Source organism: Streptomyces sp. NPDC053432, from assembly GCF_055585365.1.
This window is the reverse complement of the sequence record NZ_JBVJKF010000011.1, coordinates 251,190-266,542: the sequence shown is the minus strand read 5'-3', so window position 1 is coordinate 266,542 and position 15,353 is coordinate 251,190. Positions and strand designations below refer to the sequence as shown.

The following is a 15,353-nucleotide window of genomic DNA, read 5'->3' as shown; positions in this document are numbered from 1 at the left end:
AGATCAAGTGGGGCCTGGACTACATGAACTCCCGCTACGGCAGCCCGGTCGGCGCCTGGAACTTCTGGTCCGCCAACCACTGGTACTGAGCCGCCTGCAGCACAGGCAGCAGCACAGGCAGCAGTCGCACGCAAGACGCCCGGCGGGGACTCCCGCCGGGCGTCTTTTGCGCGTCACCGGGGTCTTTCGCTCCTGCGGATCTCGTCGAGGACCTTCGTCAAGGCCTCCGTCTCCGCGACCAGCCGCACCTGCGCCCGCTTCTGCTCCTGGTCTCCGCGCGGCTTGTACGCCGCGCCGAAGTGCGCTTGCAGCTGGGTCCACCAGCCGTAGTCCAGCATCGCCCACGCCTGCGGGCAGAGGGGGGCGCGGGTCTTCGGGAGGTAGCCGCCGTCGACCAGGGGCTGCTTGTACTTCTTCGGGTCGCTGCCCTCCAGGTAGCACAGGAAGTTGAAGACCCGTGCCTGGGTGACGGGGTGGTCACTGGCCAGGTTCTCCAGGGTCAGCCTGCCTTCCTTGCGGGCGATCTCGTCGAAGAGGATCGCGGCGGCCAGCGACGGGCCCGGCCCGACCTCGTTGACGGTGTAGAAGGACGCGAAGCCGTCCGCCGCGTCCTCTTCGAGGCCGAGGTTGGCCAGCAGGAGCTGGCGTTGCAGGGCGTGGCCCATCTCGTGGCCGAAGATGAACTCGGTCGCCAGCGCGGTCAGATCGTCGGTGTTGTACTCGGACGCGGGGAACGGGGCGGGCCGTTCGACGGTCTTCACGACGTCGTCGAAGGCATCCTCGATCTGGGCCAGGAACGACGGCGGGATGTAGACCGTCCTGCCGTCCGGCTGTGTGACGGCGTCGGTGACGCCGGGTGGCACCGCAGCGGTGACCTTCACGACCAGGTCGTGGGGAAGGGTGAGTGTCCGGTTCACCCAGTCGGCGGTCCGCTCGAGCACCCGGGAGTCGCGGACCAGTGCCACGACCTGCCGGTCCTCCGGCGGGACCGTCCGGTCCTCGTAGACGACGGTGACCCTGCCGGAGGGCGTCCCCTGCGGGCGGGGTCCTCCTCCGGGGCCCTGCCCGGCGTCGCGCTCCCCGCTCCCGCTCCCGCACCCGGTGACGGCGACCCCGGCGAGGACCAGCACTCCTGCCAGGGCGCTGCGCGCCCGGTGCGCCTGACTGGCGGTGTTCGGCATCGTGGTCGGCTCCCGTCGCGCGTTCCCCGGCTCATCCTCCGGTCGGCCGTGGACGGGTGCCCGCCGAACCGTCCGTTCGGGGGACCGTCGCCGCAGGCCCGTCACGTGTTCGAGGAGGGACTTCCCGGCGCCGCGCAGGGGACGGAAGTCACGCCCCGCCGCGTAGTGGCCGTGCCCCCTCGGTGGCGTCGGCGAGGGCGGTACGGCGGGGGCCGGGCACGGGACTCCTCCCGTCGGGCAGGGTGTGCGTGCCGGCCCGGAGGCGGCGTAGGGTGCGCAGGCCGCGTTCTGTGACCTCCGGGTCGTCGTGCCCGGTGCCGTAGGCGATGCCCGAGACGGCGTCGAAGGCGGCCTCGCAGTCCAGGCGGAGTTCCTCGGTGGGGGTGAGCGGTCTGCCGTAGCCGCCGAGGAACGCGGCACGCAGGTCCGGACGGCCGGTCCAGGTGTCGTCGAGGCGCACCATGTCCCGGGTGGCGGTGGCGTATTCGGCCCGCTCGAAGTCGAGCAGCCGCGGTTCGTCGTCCTCGGAGAGCAGGACGTTGCGGTACTGGAGGTCCCCGTGGGTGGGGACGAGGACGGGCTGCGGCAGGGCCTCGTACGCCCGGACCAGGGCCAGCACCAGCTCCTCGTCGCCGTCGGCGAGGTACGGCCGGGCCTCCGCCAGATGGCGGCCCACCGCGCCCACGGCCGCCGGGACGCCGGCGCTCCGCGCCGGGGCGCAGCGGTGCAGGGCGCGGGCCAGACGGCCCAGAGCGTGCTGGACGCGCGCCTCGGCGGCCGCGTCGAGGACCGTGCCGTGCAGCGGGCGCCCGGCCAGCGCGGTCACGACGACGGCCCGCGTCGCCGCGTCGGCCGCGACGAGGCGCGGGGCCCGCGGCCCGAGCGCCGGTGCCCACGTCCGGTACGCGGCCACCTCCCGGGCGTGGGACTCCGCGCCGCGGTGCCGCTTCAGGTACCAGGTGCCGCCCTCGGCCCCGGTCAGCCGCCATACCCGGCTGCCGGTGCGCACCCGGGACACCTCCGTCGCCCGCGTGATCCGGCCCACGGCCCGCTCTGCGAACACCCGCAGCGGGTACGGCAGTACGGGCCCGTCGGCGGCCGGGCCGGCCAGCAGGCGGGCGCGGTCCGGGCCGTCCGGTGCGTGCTCGACGGCGTCGTCCGGCCGCTGGAAGTGCACCGCGGCCGGCAGCCCGGCCCGGTAGGCGTCCAGCCCGGCCCGGCAGTACGCCACCATCGGCCCCGGCAGGTCGTCCATCGGGTACCAGCCCATGGCGTCGCAGCGGTCCGGCTCCATGATCCCGGGCCGCCCGGCCCACCGCCGCACCTCGAAGAAGACGCCCAGACGGGAGCGGGAGCCCGTGGGAGGGCGGTGGTGCACGGTGACGGCCGCGGTCACGTCCTCGCCGTCGATGAGCACGCCGGTCTCCTCGCGGGCCTCCCGGATCACCGCCTCGACCATGTCCTCGTCCGGGTCGAGGTGCCCGGAGGGCAGGTGCCACAGTCCCGTCGCGTAGACGGGTCCGGCCCGCCGGGACAGCAGCACCTCCGGGCCCGCCCCGCCGTCCCGGCGCAGGAGGAGATGGACGTCGACCGGCACCGTGTGCCGGGGTCCGCCGCTCACGTCGCGGCGCCGGGATGGCGGGAGGTGACCCGGTCCCCGGGGTGTTCGATTGCTGCGGGGTTCGAGAGGCCGGGCTGCGGCAGGTGCACGGGGTCCTCCGGATGGACGCACGACCAGTACTGGTGCTCCAGGAACGACAACCGATCGGGGTACGTCACGGCCGGATCCGCGGCGGGCGGCGAACGAATGTTCCCCTGGGGCGCGGTCGCCTTGGCGGGGCTGCGGTGGCGGCGTTGAAACTCGCTCGAACAGGGGCGGGTCACCCGGCCGGGGGATTGTCCCGGAGTCTCAGGCGAGGAAGGACAGCCGTACGGTGCGCCGTGGGTTGTCCCCGTTGGTGTCGACCAGGACGACCGACTGCCAGGTGCCCAGGGCGAGTTCGCCGCCCACGACCGGAAGCGTCGCGTGCGGCGGTACGAGCGCCGGGAGGACGTGGTCGCGGCCGTGCCCGGGGGAACCGTGCCGGTGGTGCCAGCGGTCGTCGGCGGGCAGCAGCGTACGCAGGGCGTCCAGCAGGTCCTCGTCGCTGCCCGCGCCCGTCTCGATGACGGCCAGCCCGGCCGTGGCGTGCGGGGTGAACACGTTGAGGAGCCCGTCGCGCCCCCGGGCGACCTCGCCGAGGAATCGGGCGCACGCGGCGGTCAGATCGTGGACGGTCTCGGCGGAGCCGGTGGTGACCTCGATCGTCCGGGTGGTGAAGGTGTCTGTCATCCCTCCATCCTCGCGCCCCTCCACGCCACGGGCCACGCGCCTTCAGCGGTGCAGTCGCGTCGTCCAGTCCTGCGGGACCCGGTCGGCCGGTCCCGGCGCCGGCTGGTCCGCCGGATGTCCGTGCGGGGGTGCCAGTTCGGGCCCCGCCTCGTACAGGGCACCGGTGTCGAAGTTCCAGAACCACTCCTCGCCCGGCTCGAAGCTCTGCACCAGGGGGTGGCCGGTGGACTTCCAGTGGGCCGTGGCGTGCTGCGCGGGCGACGAGTCGCAGCAGCCGATGTGGCCGCACTGGGCGCAGCGCCGCAGGTGGAACCACCAGCCGCCCACCGCCTCGCACTCGGCGCAGCCCGTGCCGCCGGGCGGGACGGTCGGGTCGATTCCCGCGATCTCGGTCATACCTGCTCCTCGGCGGTTTCCGTGTCGGTGGAGGTCTCCTGCGGCGGGGCGGTCAGCGGCAGCAGCACCCGGAAGCGGGTGTCGCCCGGGGCGGATTCGACCTCGAGGCTCCCGTGGTGCTTGTTGACGACGATCCGCCAGGAGATGTCGAGGCCGAGGCCGGTGCCCTCGCCGACCGGCTTGGTGGTGAAGAAGGGGTCGAAGATGCGGCTGCGGATGTCCGCGGGGATGCCGGGGCCGGTGTCGCGGAACTCCACCAGCAGCCGGTCCCCCTCGCGCGCCGTGCGGACCGTCAGAGTGCCCTCGCCGCCGGTGCTCCCGATAGCGAAGACGGCGTTGTCGACGAGGTTGGTCCACACCTGGTTCAGCTCCGCCGGGTAGGCGGGCACGTCCGGCACGGAGCGGTCGTAGGCCTTGACCACCCGCACCTGGGGACCGATCTTCCCGGACAGCATCAGCAGGGTGCTGTCGAGGAGTTCGTGGACGTCGACGACGCGGTGCGGGGCGCGGTCGAGCTGCGAGTACTGCTTGGCCGCGTCCACGAGGTGGGAGATGCGGGCGGTGGAGTCGTCGATCTCGTCCATCAACAACTCGGTCTCGACCGTGTAGTTGAGCCAGCCGACGGCCGCCGGGAGGATCTCCTCCGACACGGTCGCCGCGACGTGCTCCAGCCAGTCCGTGTCCAGACCGGCCTGTACGAAGGTCGGCGCGATCCGCCAGCCCTCCGGGATGCCGTGGTCGTCGAGCCAGTCGGCGAGCTCGTCCTCCCGGTCGGAGGCCTCCAGCGGGCTGAGCGCCGACGCCTTCGCGACGCGCTCGACGGTCCGCTCCTGGATCTCGATGAGGTCGGCGATTGCCTCGCGCGAGTACTGGCCCTGGGAGATGTGGGCCAGCTTGTGCCGCATCTTGCCCACCCGTTCCCGCAGCGTCGCGGTGGCCCGGACGGCCGCCGCGGCCGGGTTGTTGAGCTCGTGGGTGAGCCCGGCGGACAACGATCCGAGCGCCAGCAGCCGTTCGCGCTGCCCGATGGCCCGCTGGGTCTGCTTCGAACCGAAGAAGAGCCCCTCCAGCAGGTGTGCGGCCATCGGGAACCATTCCCGCATCATGTCCGCGAACGACTGCGCGGGCAGGACGAAGAACCGCGTCGGCTCGGTCACCCGCATCGAGTTGTTGTACGTCTGGGGCACGCGGTCGCCGAGGTAGGCCTGCATGGCTCCCGCGTACACGCCGCGCTGCGAGGTGCGGCTCACCTCGACGTCGTCGCCCCCGACCCGGCGGTAGAGGACGACGGTGCCCTCGATCATCACGTAGAAGCAGGTGGCCGGGTCGCCCTCGGTGTAGACCGGGCCCGCCTCGAACCGCTCCACCCGCCCCTCGCGGCACAGCCACCCGAGCTGCTCCGGGGAGAGCTTCTCGAACAGGAACAGCGAGGTGATCTCCTGCGGGCTGCACGGCATGACCTGCCCGCTCATGACTGCTCCAGGTACCGGTGGACGAGCATCACGGCCATGGCTCCCTCTCCGACGGCGGACGCGACGCGCTTCGCGGACCGGGCACGTGCGTCGCCCGCCACGAACACGCCGGGAATGCTGGTCTCCAGGTGATAGGGCGGCCGGTCCAGCTCCCACTCGGCCGGCGGTCGCCCGTCCGGTGTGAGGTCCGGCCCGGCCAGGATGAACCCGTGCTCGTCGCGCAGCACCGTACCGTCCAGCCAGTCGGTCCGCGGGGCCGCGCCGATGAACACGAACATCCACTGGGCGTCGACGAGTTCGGTCGCACCGCTGTCCACGTCGCGCAGCGTCAGCCGCTCCAGGTGCCCGTCGCCGTGCACCGACTCGACGACGGTACGGGTCCGCACCGTGATGTTCGGCGCCTCCTCGATCTGCTGGATCAGGTAGTACGACATGGAGGCCGTCAGGGACTCCCCGCGCACCAGCAGCGTCACCGACTTGGCACCCCGCGCCAGGTACATCGCGGCCTGGCCCGCGGAGTTGGCGCCGCCCACGATGTACACGTCATGGCCCTGGCAGGAGGCCGCCTCGGTCAGCGAGGAGCCGTAGTACACCCCGCAGCCGGTCAGCTCCTCGCAGCCCGGCGCCTGGAGCTGCCGGTAGGACACGCCCGTCGCCAGGATGACGCTCTGTGCGGCCACCGCCGACCCGTCCGAGAAGCGGACCACGCGCGCCGCGCCGTTCACCTCCAGCCCCGTGACCTCGCGCGCGGTGAGGATCTCGGCGCCGAACCGGCCGGCCTGGCGGCGGGCCCGCTCCGTGAGCTGTGCGCCCGACACGCCGTCCGGGAAGCCGAGGTAGTTCTCGATGCGCGAGCTCTGCCCGGCCTGCCCGCCGGTCGCCGACCGCTCGACCAGTACGGTGCGCAGCCCCTCGGAAGCCCCGTACACGGCCGCCCCGAGCCCGGCCGGACCGCCGCCGATCACGACGAGGTCGTAGAAGTCGGCGGTCGGGGTGGTCGCGAGCCCGACGCGGGCGGCCAGTTCGGGGGCGTCCGGCTCGACCAGCACGGCGCCCTCCGGGGTGACCACCACGGGCAGCCGCTGTCCGTCGGCCCCGGCCGCCTCCAGCAGCCGCCGTCCCTCCGGCTCGTCGGACGAGTACCAGCGGTACGGCACCTGGTTGCGGGCCAGGAACTCCCGCACGTACGAGGAACGCGCCGACCAGCGGTGCCCGACCACCTTGGTGGCGGGCACCGGCCGGTGGTCGCTGGACCGCCAGGCGGCGAGCAGATCGTCCACGACGGGGTAGAGCTTCTCCTCCGGCGGGTCCCACGGCTTGAGGAGGTAGTGGTCGAGGTCGACGACGTTGATGGCGTCGATCGCCGCGTTGGTGTCGGCGTAGGCGGTGAGCAGCACGCGCCGCGCGCCCGGGTACACCTGCAGGGCCTGTTCGAGGAACTCGATGCCGTTCATCTGCGGCATCCGGTAGTCGGCCAGGATCACCGCCACCAGGTCGCCCCGCAGCTTCAGCTCGCGCAGGGCCTCCAGCGCGGACTCCCCGGACTCGGCGCGCACGATCCGGTACCCGGCGCCGTACCGACGCCGCAGGTCCCGCGCGACGGCACGGGAAACCCCCGGGTCGTCGTCCACCGTCAGGATGACGGTCCTGCCTGCATCGGCAGCCTGTGCCATACGTCTCCACCCCGAGTGCTCTGGGCGGCCGGCAGCGGGAGCCGTCCGCGCCGGTTCCCGCCCATCGTATGTTCGATGACCCGGCAACGCTCCAGGACACCGCGGACCCCGCACCCGGGGTGCGCGGCCGGTCGCGGCCGGTCAGCGTGCGTCTGTCCGGGTGCCATCCGGGCGCCCTGCGGGCGGGCGGCGACCGGCGCGGGTATGTCGTTCCGCGCGAGACCGCCCCGGGACGTGAGGAGATCAGCCGTGTACGCAGTGGTCCGACGGTACGAAGGGGTGACCGACCCCGCCGAGGCGGGACGCCGGGTGGACGAGGGCTTCGTGCCCCTCCTGCGCCGGGTCCCCGGATTCGTGGCCTACTACTGGATCGACGCGGGGGACGGCGTGATGGTCTCCACCAGCGTCTACGAGGACCGTGCCGGGGCCGAGGAATCGATCACCAGGGCGGCCGCGTTCGTACGCGAGAGCCTGGCGTCACTCCTCCCCAACCCTCCCGAGGTCACGGCCGGCGAGGTCGTCGCGGCCGGATGACGGCCGCAGGCTAGCGCGCCATCCCGTAGACCTGCTGCGTCGGGGCGGGGCGGGTCCGGGACAGCTTCGCGGCCCTGCCGCGGGCCGTTTCGAACGCCATCACCGGGTTCCCGGCCGAGCGCCAGGGCTCCGCCCCGCACCACGGTCCGATCCGGCGGAACTGCTCCAGAGCGGCCGTGTACAGCATCGACTCGACCATGCGGTGGGCCAGCAGGTGACGCAGGACCGGCAGACGTTCGTCATCGGGTGCCACCTGGTCGAACGAGGCGGCGATCCGCTTCAGCCGACGCCGGTTCATGGGCGTCACGGCCGGCGGGACGGAAGTGGACCGTTCGGCGAGCTCGTCCAGCGCGTGCAGGTAGATCCCGGCGAGCGGGCTGCCGGCCGGGGCCTTGCGGACCGCCTGCCGGGCGAACCGCATCATCAGCCGGTTGCTGCCGAACCACTTGGCGCACCAGTACTGGAGCGCTTGCCAGTGGCCCTCGTAGTGGTGGGGCGCCCGGGTGACGAGCTCTTTCCAGAGCGGCCTGAACTGCGAGCGGGAGTACTTCGCTCCGCGGGCCGCCGTGATCATGACGACCCAGGGCCCCGGGTTCGCGGGATCGAGCAGCGCCGCCTTCCGGGCCTCCTCGATCGCGGCCGGGAGCATCGCACGGAAGCGGTTCATGTCCGAGGTCATGACCTGGTGGGCGTAGCCGCTTCCCCGGATCTCCCAGGCGCGGTGGACCATCAGGCTCGCGAGAAGGGTCGCCGCGTCGCAGTTCCCGGGCTCAGCCGCACGCCACGCGCCGAGCCAGGCGTCGTCCCTCCGGGCGACGTGCTGGAGAAACTCCAGCCGGGCCCAGCGCTCGTCCCAGTCCTCGCCCGCCGCCCCGACGTACCGCTCGGCGGCCTTCCAGTCCCCGTCCCACGCAGCGTCGGCGACGGCCTGCCGCTCCTCCAGCCGGTGGGCCGACGGGGGCGGACCGGCGCGCCGGTTGTCGAGCACGTCACGGGGTGGAAGGCCGTAGGCGGGCGCCACGAAGTGCTTGCCGACCCAGGCGTCGGCACGGCCGGTACTGAGGAGGACACGGTAGAGGGCGATGGGGAGCACGCCGAGCAGGACGGCGAGGAAGAAGGTCACGGCGGGGAATGATCCCCGAAGCGATCACTCCACGCAATACCTCGGCCCCCATACGATAAGGCGAGGTCAGAGCGGGGGTGGGGGTGCTCTCCCCTGACCCGGACCGGGTCCCGGCGAGGCCCCTGGGAAACGGTTGTGTGATTGTCGGTTCGGCGTGATAGTCACTAACCCACGGGAGGTGATCAGTGCCCTCCCCGTTCGAACGCAACTAGGGGTGGGGGCATGGCATTGCTCCGTCAATGGGGACTCACGCTGGGGAAATGGGCTGGTAAGCCCGTGGCGCGGGTCCAGGAGGACTCGGGCGATCCCGACGTACGGCGCGTCCGGGACGCCGCCGCGGCAGCGGACTGGGCCGCCGTGCGCCAGGTACTCGAAGGACGCCCCGAGAGCGAGGACCGGACCGAGCTGCTGTGGGCCGTTGCCGACACAGCGGGGGTGGAGCGGTGGATCGCCCGGGTCCTCGAAGCGGATCCCGAGGCGGCCCTGCCCCGGCTCGTCGCGGGGATCCGTCACATCAGCTGGGGCTGGGAGGCGCGGACCGGAGCACGGGCCAAGGACGTCTCGCGCGAGCAGTTCGAGGTATTCCACGCGCGGCTGCGCACCGCCGAGGAGCACCTCTACGCGGTGGCGGAGCGCGAACCGCGGTGGACCTCGCCCTGGTACGGCCTCCAGATCACCGGCCGCGGCCTCGAGGTCGGGCAGACGGTCGCACGCCGCCGCTTCGAGGCGACGGTGCGGCGCGACCCGGTCCACCTGGGAGCGCACCAGCAGCAGTTGCAGCAGCTCTGCGAAAAGTGGGGCGGGTCGCACGAGGAGATGCACGCGTTCGCCCGGGCGTCCGCGTTCGGCGCGCCCGCCGGCAGCCGGCTGGGCCAGCTCGTCGCCATCGCCCACCTCGAACACTGGCTCTCCCTCGACTCCGGAGCGGACGCCGCCTACATGCGCCGGCCCGAGGTCGCCGCATCCCTGCGGGAGGCTGCCGACCACTCCTTCCGCCACCCGGACTTCACCGTCGCCGGCGGGGGGCTCCAGGTCCTCAACACCTTCGCGATGGCCTTCTCACTGGCTGGGGACCGTGACGCCGCGCGGGAGTGCTTCCGCATCACCGACGGCCGCGTGACGAAGTTCCCCTGGTACTACCTGAACGGCTCCGACCCGGCCGCGGCCTACCGCGAGCGGCGCTCGGCAACCGGCGGCTGAAGCGCGGGGGCGCGGGCCCTGGTTCCGCGTGAGCCGGCGTGCCGCGGGGGCCGCGAGGGACCGGGGTCCGCGAGGGACCGGGAACCATTGGGGCCGGGGACCACGAGGGCTGGGGACCAGCGTGATGCTGGCCAACGAGGGGCTGGGGCCGCGAGGGACCAGGGACCGACGAGGGACCGGGAACCGACGAGGGACCGGGGACCGCAAGGGCTCGGCGGACCACGAATGGCCGGGGACCGCGCGGAATCGGGGGCCGCGTGGGGAACCGTAGGGCCACGGGGGGCCCGGCGGAACGGGGGGTTGCGAGGCCCCTCGGGCCATCGCCCCACGGCAGCCCGTTCCGGCTCCGAGGGTCGTTGCCCGGCGTCGGCGCCGGCGCCCCTGCACCCGGCCGCACCCTGCGTCGGAACCGCCGCACCCGCCCCCGTACCCGGCCGCTCCTCGCATCCGCAGGAACCCCCGCACCCACCCCCGTTCCCGAACAACCGCACCCGCGCCGACACCCGCATCCGCATCCGCATCCGTCCCCGCACCCGCCCCCAACCCCGGGCAGCCGCCCCGACTCCCGTACGCCTCCGCCCGGCCCCGCCGGGCCGCGTGACCACCGAAAGGCTCCGTCAGGTGCCCAACTCAGAGACCGCCCACACCTTCCAGGTCGACCTGCGCGGCCTGGTCGACCTGCTCTCCCACCACCTCTACTCCAGCCCCCGCGTCTACCTGCGCGAGCTGCTGCAGAACGCCGTGGACGCCATCACCGCCCGGCAGGCCGCCGACCCCTCCGCGCCCGCCGCCATCACGGTGCGCACCGGCGACACCCTCACCGTCACCGACACGGGCGTCGGACTGACCGAGGCCGACGTCCACCGGTTCCTCGCCACCATCGGCCGCAGCTCCAAGCGGACCCCCGACGGCGTCCTGGACGGCGCCGGCCTCGACGCCGCCCGCGGTGATTTCATCGGCCAGTTCGGCATCGGCCTGCTCGCCTGCTTCGTCGTCGCCGACGAGATCACCGTGGTCAGCCGGTCCGCCGCCGACCCCTCGGCACCGGCCGTCGAATGGCGGGGCCACTCCGACGGCCGCTACACCATCCGCAGCCTGCCCGCCTCCACCGTGCCCGAGCCCGGTACGACCGTCCGCCTCACCCCGCGCGCCGACAACGCCGAGTGGACCGCCCCACAGCAGGTCGTCTCCCTGGCCCGCCACTACGGCGGACTGCTGCGCCACGAGGTCACCGTCGTCGACCCGCGCGGCGAGACCCACCGGATCAACGAAGCACCCCCGTGGGAACTCGCCCACCGCTCTCCGCTGGCCCGCCGCGAGGCGATGACCGCCTACTGCCGCACCGTCTTCGACTTCACCCCCCTCGACACGATCGAGCTCGACCTGCCGGCCGCCGGGCTGCGCGGCGTCGCGTACGTACTGCCCACGGCCATGAGCCCGGCACAGCGCGCCGGCCACCGCGTCCACCTCAAGGGCATGCTCCTCACCGACCAGGCGCCCGAACTGCTTCCGGAGTGGGCGTTCTTCGTACGCTGCGTCGTCGACACCACCAGCCTGCGGCCCACCGCCTCCCGCGAGGCCCTGTACGAGGACGGCACCCTGTCCGCCGTACGGGACGCCCTCGGCGACCGGATCCGCGACTGGCTCACCGGACTCGCCGCCAGCGACCCGTCGCTGCTGCACCGCTTCATCGACACGCACCACCTCGCCGTGAAGGCCCTCGCCCGCTACGACGACGAGCTGCTGCGCATCGTGCTGCCGTGGCTGCCGTTCGAGACCACGGACGGCAACGTCACGCTGGAGGAGTTCGCGCGGACGCACCGGGCGCTGCTGGTCACCCGTAGCGTCGAGGAGTTCCGCCAGGTCGCGCCCATCGCCTCGGCCGCCGGCCTCGGCGTCGTCAACGGCGGCTACACCTACGACCGCGACCTCGTGCACCGGCTGCCGGAGGTCCGCCCCGGCACGTCCGTCACCGACCTCGACCCCGCCACCGTCACGGCACACCTCGACGCCGTCGACCCGTCCGCCGAGCTGCGCGCGGCCGCGTTCCTCGCCGTCGCACGCGAGACCATCGGCGTCCACGACTGCGACGTCGTCCTGCGCGACTTCCAGCCCGTCACCGCCCCCGCCCTGCTCCTCGACAACCGGGACGCCCGCCACGAGCGGACCCGGTCCAGCCTCGCAGCCGAGAGCGACGGCCTCTGGGCCGACATCCTCGGCTCGCTGCGCCACGAGACGCCGCGGGCCCAGCTCGTCCTGAACCACCTCAACCCGCTGATCCGCCAGGCCATCACCATCACGGAGCGCGGACTGGCCGTCACGACCGCCGAGTCCCTCTACGGCCAGGCCCTCCTCCTCAGCCGACGCCCCCTGCGGGCCAGTGAGAGCGCGCTGCTGAACCGGGCCTTCATCGGCCTGCTCACCCACGCCATGCACCACCCCGGTACGGCGGCACCGGGCTCCGAGCCCCGGAAGGAACTCTAGATGCTGGACACTCCCGAGGCCGTCGTCGAAGCGCTCCGCGAGAACAACGACCGCCCCCACGGCCTGCAGCGCACCATCACCGCCGAAGAACTCGTCGAGGCGGCCGAAGCGTTCGACAAGCCGGACGTGCTCGTCACCGCCCTCCTGGAACTGATGGAGGCGTACGAGCACACCGGAGAGCACCGCAAGTCGCCCGTGGTCTTCGCCCGGGTGCTGAAGCTCTGGGACACCGCGCCCGAATCCTTCAACCGATGGGAGGCCCACCAGGTCTTCTGGCGCTTCAAGTGGGTCACGACCTCCCTGCTCCAGGTGCCCGAGATGCCCCTGACCGCCATCCGGGGGTGGATCGAGCAGATGCGAACCCGCTACGCGGACGCCGACCACGACATGCAACCGGTCGCGGCGATGCGCTACCACCTCGCCCACCACACCGGTGACGGCCTCGCCGACGCCTACGACCTCTGGGCCACCCGACCCCGTACCGGACTGAGCGACTGCGAGGCCTGCGAGATCCGGACCCTCGCCGTGCACCGGGTCACCTCGGGCGACGACGCGGGAGCGCTGGACACCTGGGAGCCGGTCCTCGGCGGGGCCACGAGCTGCAGCGACGAGCCGCAGATGAGCCAGGCCCGCGCCCTGCTGCCGCTGCTGCGCGCCGGCCGCACCGACGAGGCCCGCTCCCACCACCTCACCGGCTACCGCCTGGTCCGGGGCAACACCGGAATGCAGGACGAGGTCGGCCTCCATCTCGAGTTCTGCACACTCTCCCGCAACGAGGGGCGCGGGCTGGAGATCCTCGCGGAGAACAGGCCGCTGTTCGAGGCCACCGGCGCACCCCTGGCCCGCCTCGGCTTCCTCACAGGCGCCGAGGTCCTGCTGGCCCGCCTGGCCGAGGACGGGCACGGCGACACGGCCGTCGCGGGCCCGCCCGGACGCAACTGGACCGCCGGCGAACTCCTCGCCCACGTCCGCGCGGAGGCGGACCGGCTCACCACGGCCTTCGACACCCGCAACGCCACCACCACGGTGGGCGACACGCGCCGCAGGCGTCTCGAACAGCGCCCGCTGCTCGCCGAGCCGCTGCCCCTCGGACTGCGTACGTCCCTGGCCCGCCCCGCCGCGGCGAACGCGGCCCCCGTCCCCTCCACGGCGCCGGACGTCCCCGAGGACTTTGTCGCCCTGGTGCGGGAGGCACGCCGCCTGGACCTCACGGGGCACCCGGGCGCCACCCGGCTCTGGACCCGCGTCGAGGAGCGCCTCACCGACGGCAGCGGAGCGTACGACGACGCGCTCGGTCCTGAGGAACTGCTGACGGCGGAACGCGCCGAGCAGCGCTCCTACCGGCTGTCCCGGGAGGACCGCCACGAGGAGAGCGCCGCCGAGCTGGAGCGGGCCGCCGGGCTGTACGAGGGCCTGGGCATGCCCTGGCACGCGCTCTCCGCACGCGCCCGCGGTCTGGCGTGGCTCAGCACCTCCGACGACGCCGACCACGAGGCCATCCGGACCGGCCTCGACGCCCTCCTGGCCGAGGCTGGACAGCTGGCGGTCGAAGTCCCGTTGCGAACTGCCACCGCGCCCGACGGGCCGTCGGACACCGAGCTGGAGTACCTCATCGTGCTCTACGCGGCCACCTTCGCCGCCTACCAGGACGCGGCGCGGACCTTGCCGGAACCGGCGGTCCCCGCCATGCGGCGCTTCGAGGAGCGCGCCGGTACACTGCAGGCGGAGGCCGAGCGCCTGTCGGTGCCCCACCAGGTGGCCAACGCGCTCCAGTTCTCCGCGGACCTGGCCGGCCGCAGCGGTGACATCGCACGCGGCGAGGAGCACCTGCGGGCCGCTCTCGCCGCCGTGGACGCCTCCGACCGGCCCTGGCGCGGCGCGCGCCCGCGGGCCATGCTCGCCCAGGTGATGCTCGGCAAGGGCGAGCCCGCGGAGGCAGTGGAGCTCCTGCACCGGGCGCTGGCCGACGCAGCCCGGTACGACGACACGGACTTCGCGGTGGCTCCGACGTACGTGCTCCTCGGGCACGCGGCCTCGCACCTCGACGATCTGGGCGGCGCGGTGCGCCACCTGTCGGAGGCGGCCGCCCGGTTCGACCAGGACGGCGCGCACGATGAGGCCACGGACGCACGGTTCCAGCTCGCGGACGTACTGGCCCGGGGCGGCCGGCCGGCGGACGCGGTCGCCGTCCTGGAATCCGTCCTCGCCGGCGACGGCGTGGCCTCGTGCGACGAACGGGCGCTCGCCCAGGCCCGCCTCACACTGGCGCGCGGACTGCGGGAACTGGGGGAGTACCTGCCCGCGGCCGAGGAGTTCCTCAGGCTGGCGGACGCCGTCGCCGCCTGGGAGGAGCAGGACCGGCAGACCCTCACCCTGGTGGCGGCGGAGGCGGCCACCACGCTGGCACTGGCCGACCGGTGGGACGCCGCGGCCACGGCGTACGAGAGGGCCCTCGCCGCGCACGCCGACGCACCCAACCCGCCCCTGATCAACCATATGATCTGCGAGTTCGCCCGGCTCACCGTCCAGGCCAGGGGACCGGAAGCGCTGGACGAGGCCCTCGCGCACCTGACGCGGGCCGACGCACTCCTGGCCGCCCTGCCGCCGGACATCGAGGACTTCGCCGCCTGGTACCAGCGAGGCAGCGTGCACTACCGCCGCGCACGCGTCCTCGCGGAGGCCGAACGCTTCGAACAGGCCCTCGCCGAAGCGGAGGCCGCCGTCGCCGCCCACGAGGAGGGCGGGGAACAGGGCGAGGTGCCGCGCGCCGAAGCGGTCCGGATCGCGGCCCTCATTGAGGGCAACGGCCTCGCCCGCTTCAAGGAGGCGGTCGCCCGCCTGACCGCGGCCGCCGCCCGCTGCCGCGCGGCCGGACTCACGGAGGCGGCACACATCCTCGACGCGCTCCGCGAGGACTACACGAAGCGGTAGCACGGGCCGGTTCCGGTGCCGGTGCGT

The 15,353-nt window shown here is 73.4% G+C and carries 13 protein-coding genes; 5 read left to right on the top strand and 8 right to left on the bottom strand.

The features are described from left to right. On the top strand, positions 1-89 hold an 89-nt coding region (locus ACZ6Y1_RS20515; RefSeq protein ID WP_469631460.1), incomplete at its 5' end, for an aggregation-promoting factor C-terminal-like domain-containing protein. A gap of 84 nt (positions 90-173) precedes the next feature. On the opposite strand, the gene ACZ6Y1_RS20510 is transcribed toward ACZ6Y1_RS20515, so the two are convergent. From ACZ6Y1_RS20510 to ACZ6Y1_RS20480, 7 genes are all read right to left on the bottom strand, one after another. Further along, on the bottom strand, positions 174-1,181 hold the full coding sequence (locus ACZ6Y1_RS20510) for a DUF4344 domain-containing metallopeptidase (protein ID WP_469631436.1): 1,008 nt from the start codon (positions 1,179-1,181) through the stop codon (positions 174-176). Positions 1,182-1,329: 148 nt separating this feature from the next. Beyond that, on the bottom strand, positions 1,330-2,802 hold the full coding sequence (locus tag ACZ6Y1_RS20505) for a phosphotransferase (protein ID WP_469631434.1): 1,473 nt from the start codon (positions 2,800-2,802) through the stop codon (positions 1,330-1,332). Further along, positions 2,799-2,960, bottom strand: coding sequence for a hypothetical protein (locus ACZ6Y1_RS20500; RefSeq protein WP_469631430.1), 162 nt, complete (start codon positions 2,958-2,960; stop codon positions 2,799-2,801). Before ACZ6Y1_RS20500 ends, ACZ6Y1_RS20505 begins: the two co-directional genes overlap by 4 nt. Before the next feature lie 130 nt (positions 2,961-3,090). Continuing rightward, positions 3,091-3,513 (bottom strand): YjbQ family protein, encoded by a 423-nt coding sequence (locus ACZ6Y1_RS20495; protein ID WP_469631427.1) that lies wholly within the window; start codon positions 3,511-3,513, stop codon positions 3,091-3,093. A 42-nt stretch (positions 3,514-3,555) separates the two neighbouring features. Next, entirely contained in the window at positions 3,556-3,909 is a 354-nt protein-coding gene (locus ACZ6Y1_RS20490; RefSeq protein WP_469631424.1) for a UBP-type zinc finger domain-containing protein, read from the bottom strand. Continuing rightward, on the bottom strand, positions 3,906-5,381 hold the full coding sequence (locus ACZ6Y1_RS20485; protein WP_469631421.1) for an ATP-binding protein: 1,476 nt from the start codon (positions 5,379-5,381) through the stop codon (positions 3,906-3,908). Before ACZ6Y1_RS20485 ends, ACZ6Y1_RS20490 begins: the two co-directional genes overlap by 4 nt. Beyond that, positions 5,378-7,054, bottom strand: coding sequence for an NAD(P)/FAD-dependent oxidoreductase (locus tag ACZ6Y1_RS20480; RefSeq protein ID WP_469631418.1), 1,677 nt, complete (start codon positions 7,052-7,054; stop codon positions 5,378-5,380). The genes ACZ6Y1_RS20485 and ACZ6Y1_RS20480 overlap by 4 nt, the downstream gene beginning before the upstream one ends. A 249-nt stretch (positions 7,055-7,303) precedes the next feature. Between ACZ6Y1_RS20480 and ACZ6Y1_RS20475 the strand changes: the two genes are divergently transcribed. Beyond that, on the top strand, positions 7,304-7,588 hold the full coding sequence (locus ACZ6Y1_RS20475; protein ID WP_469631415.1) for a hypothetical protein: 285 nt from the start codon (positions 7,304-7,306) through the stop codon (positions 7,586-7,588). 10 nt (positions 7,589-7,598) lie between these two features. On the opposite strand, the gene ACZ6Y1_RS20470 is transcribed toward ACZ6Y1_RS20475, so the two are convergent. Continuing rightward, entirely contained in the window at positions 7,599-8,711 is a 1,113-nt protein-coding gene (locus tag ACZ6Y1_RS20470) for a hypothetical protein (protein WP_469631413.1), read from the bottom strand. A 222-nt stretch (positions 8,712-8,933) separates the two neighbouring features. Here ACZ6Y1_RS20470 and ACZ6Y1_RS20465 point away from each other — a divergent pair, with 222 nt between their 5' ends. The 3 genes from ACZ6Y1_RS20465 (at position 8,934) to ACZ6Y1_RS20455 (ending at position 15,326) form a co-directional block, all read left to right on the top strand. Further along, the gene (locus ACZ6Y1_RS20465) at positions 8,934-9,911 is read left to right on the top strand and encodes a hypothetical protein (protein ID WP_469631410.1); all 978 of its coding nucleotides are present in this window, start codon (positions 8,934-8,936) and stop codon (positions 9,909-9,911) included. 621 nt (positions 9,912-10,532) lie between these two features. Continuing rightward, positions 10,533-12,395, top strand: a complete 1,863-nt coding sequence (locus ACZ6Y1_RS20460; protein WP_469631407.1) for an HSP90 family protein — start codon at positions 10,533-10,535, stop codon at positions 12,393-12,395. Further along, entirely contained in the window at positions 12,396-15,326 is a 2,931-nt protein-coding gene (locus ACZ6Y1_RS20455; protein WP_469631404.1) for a hypothetical protein, read from the top strand. It begins immediately after the preceding gene. The last annotated feature ends 27 nt before the right edge of the window (positions 15,327-15,353 follow it).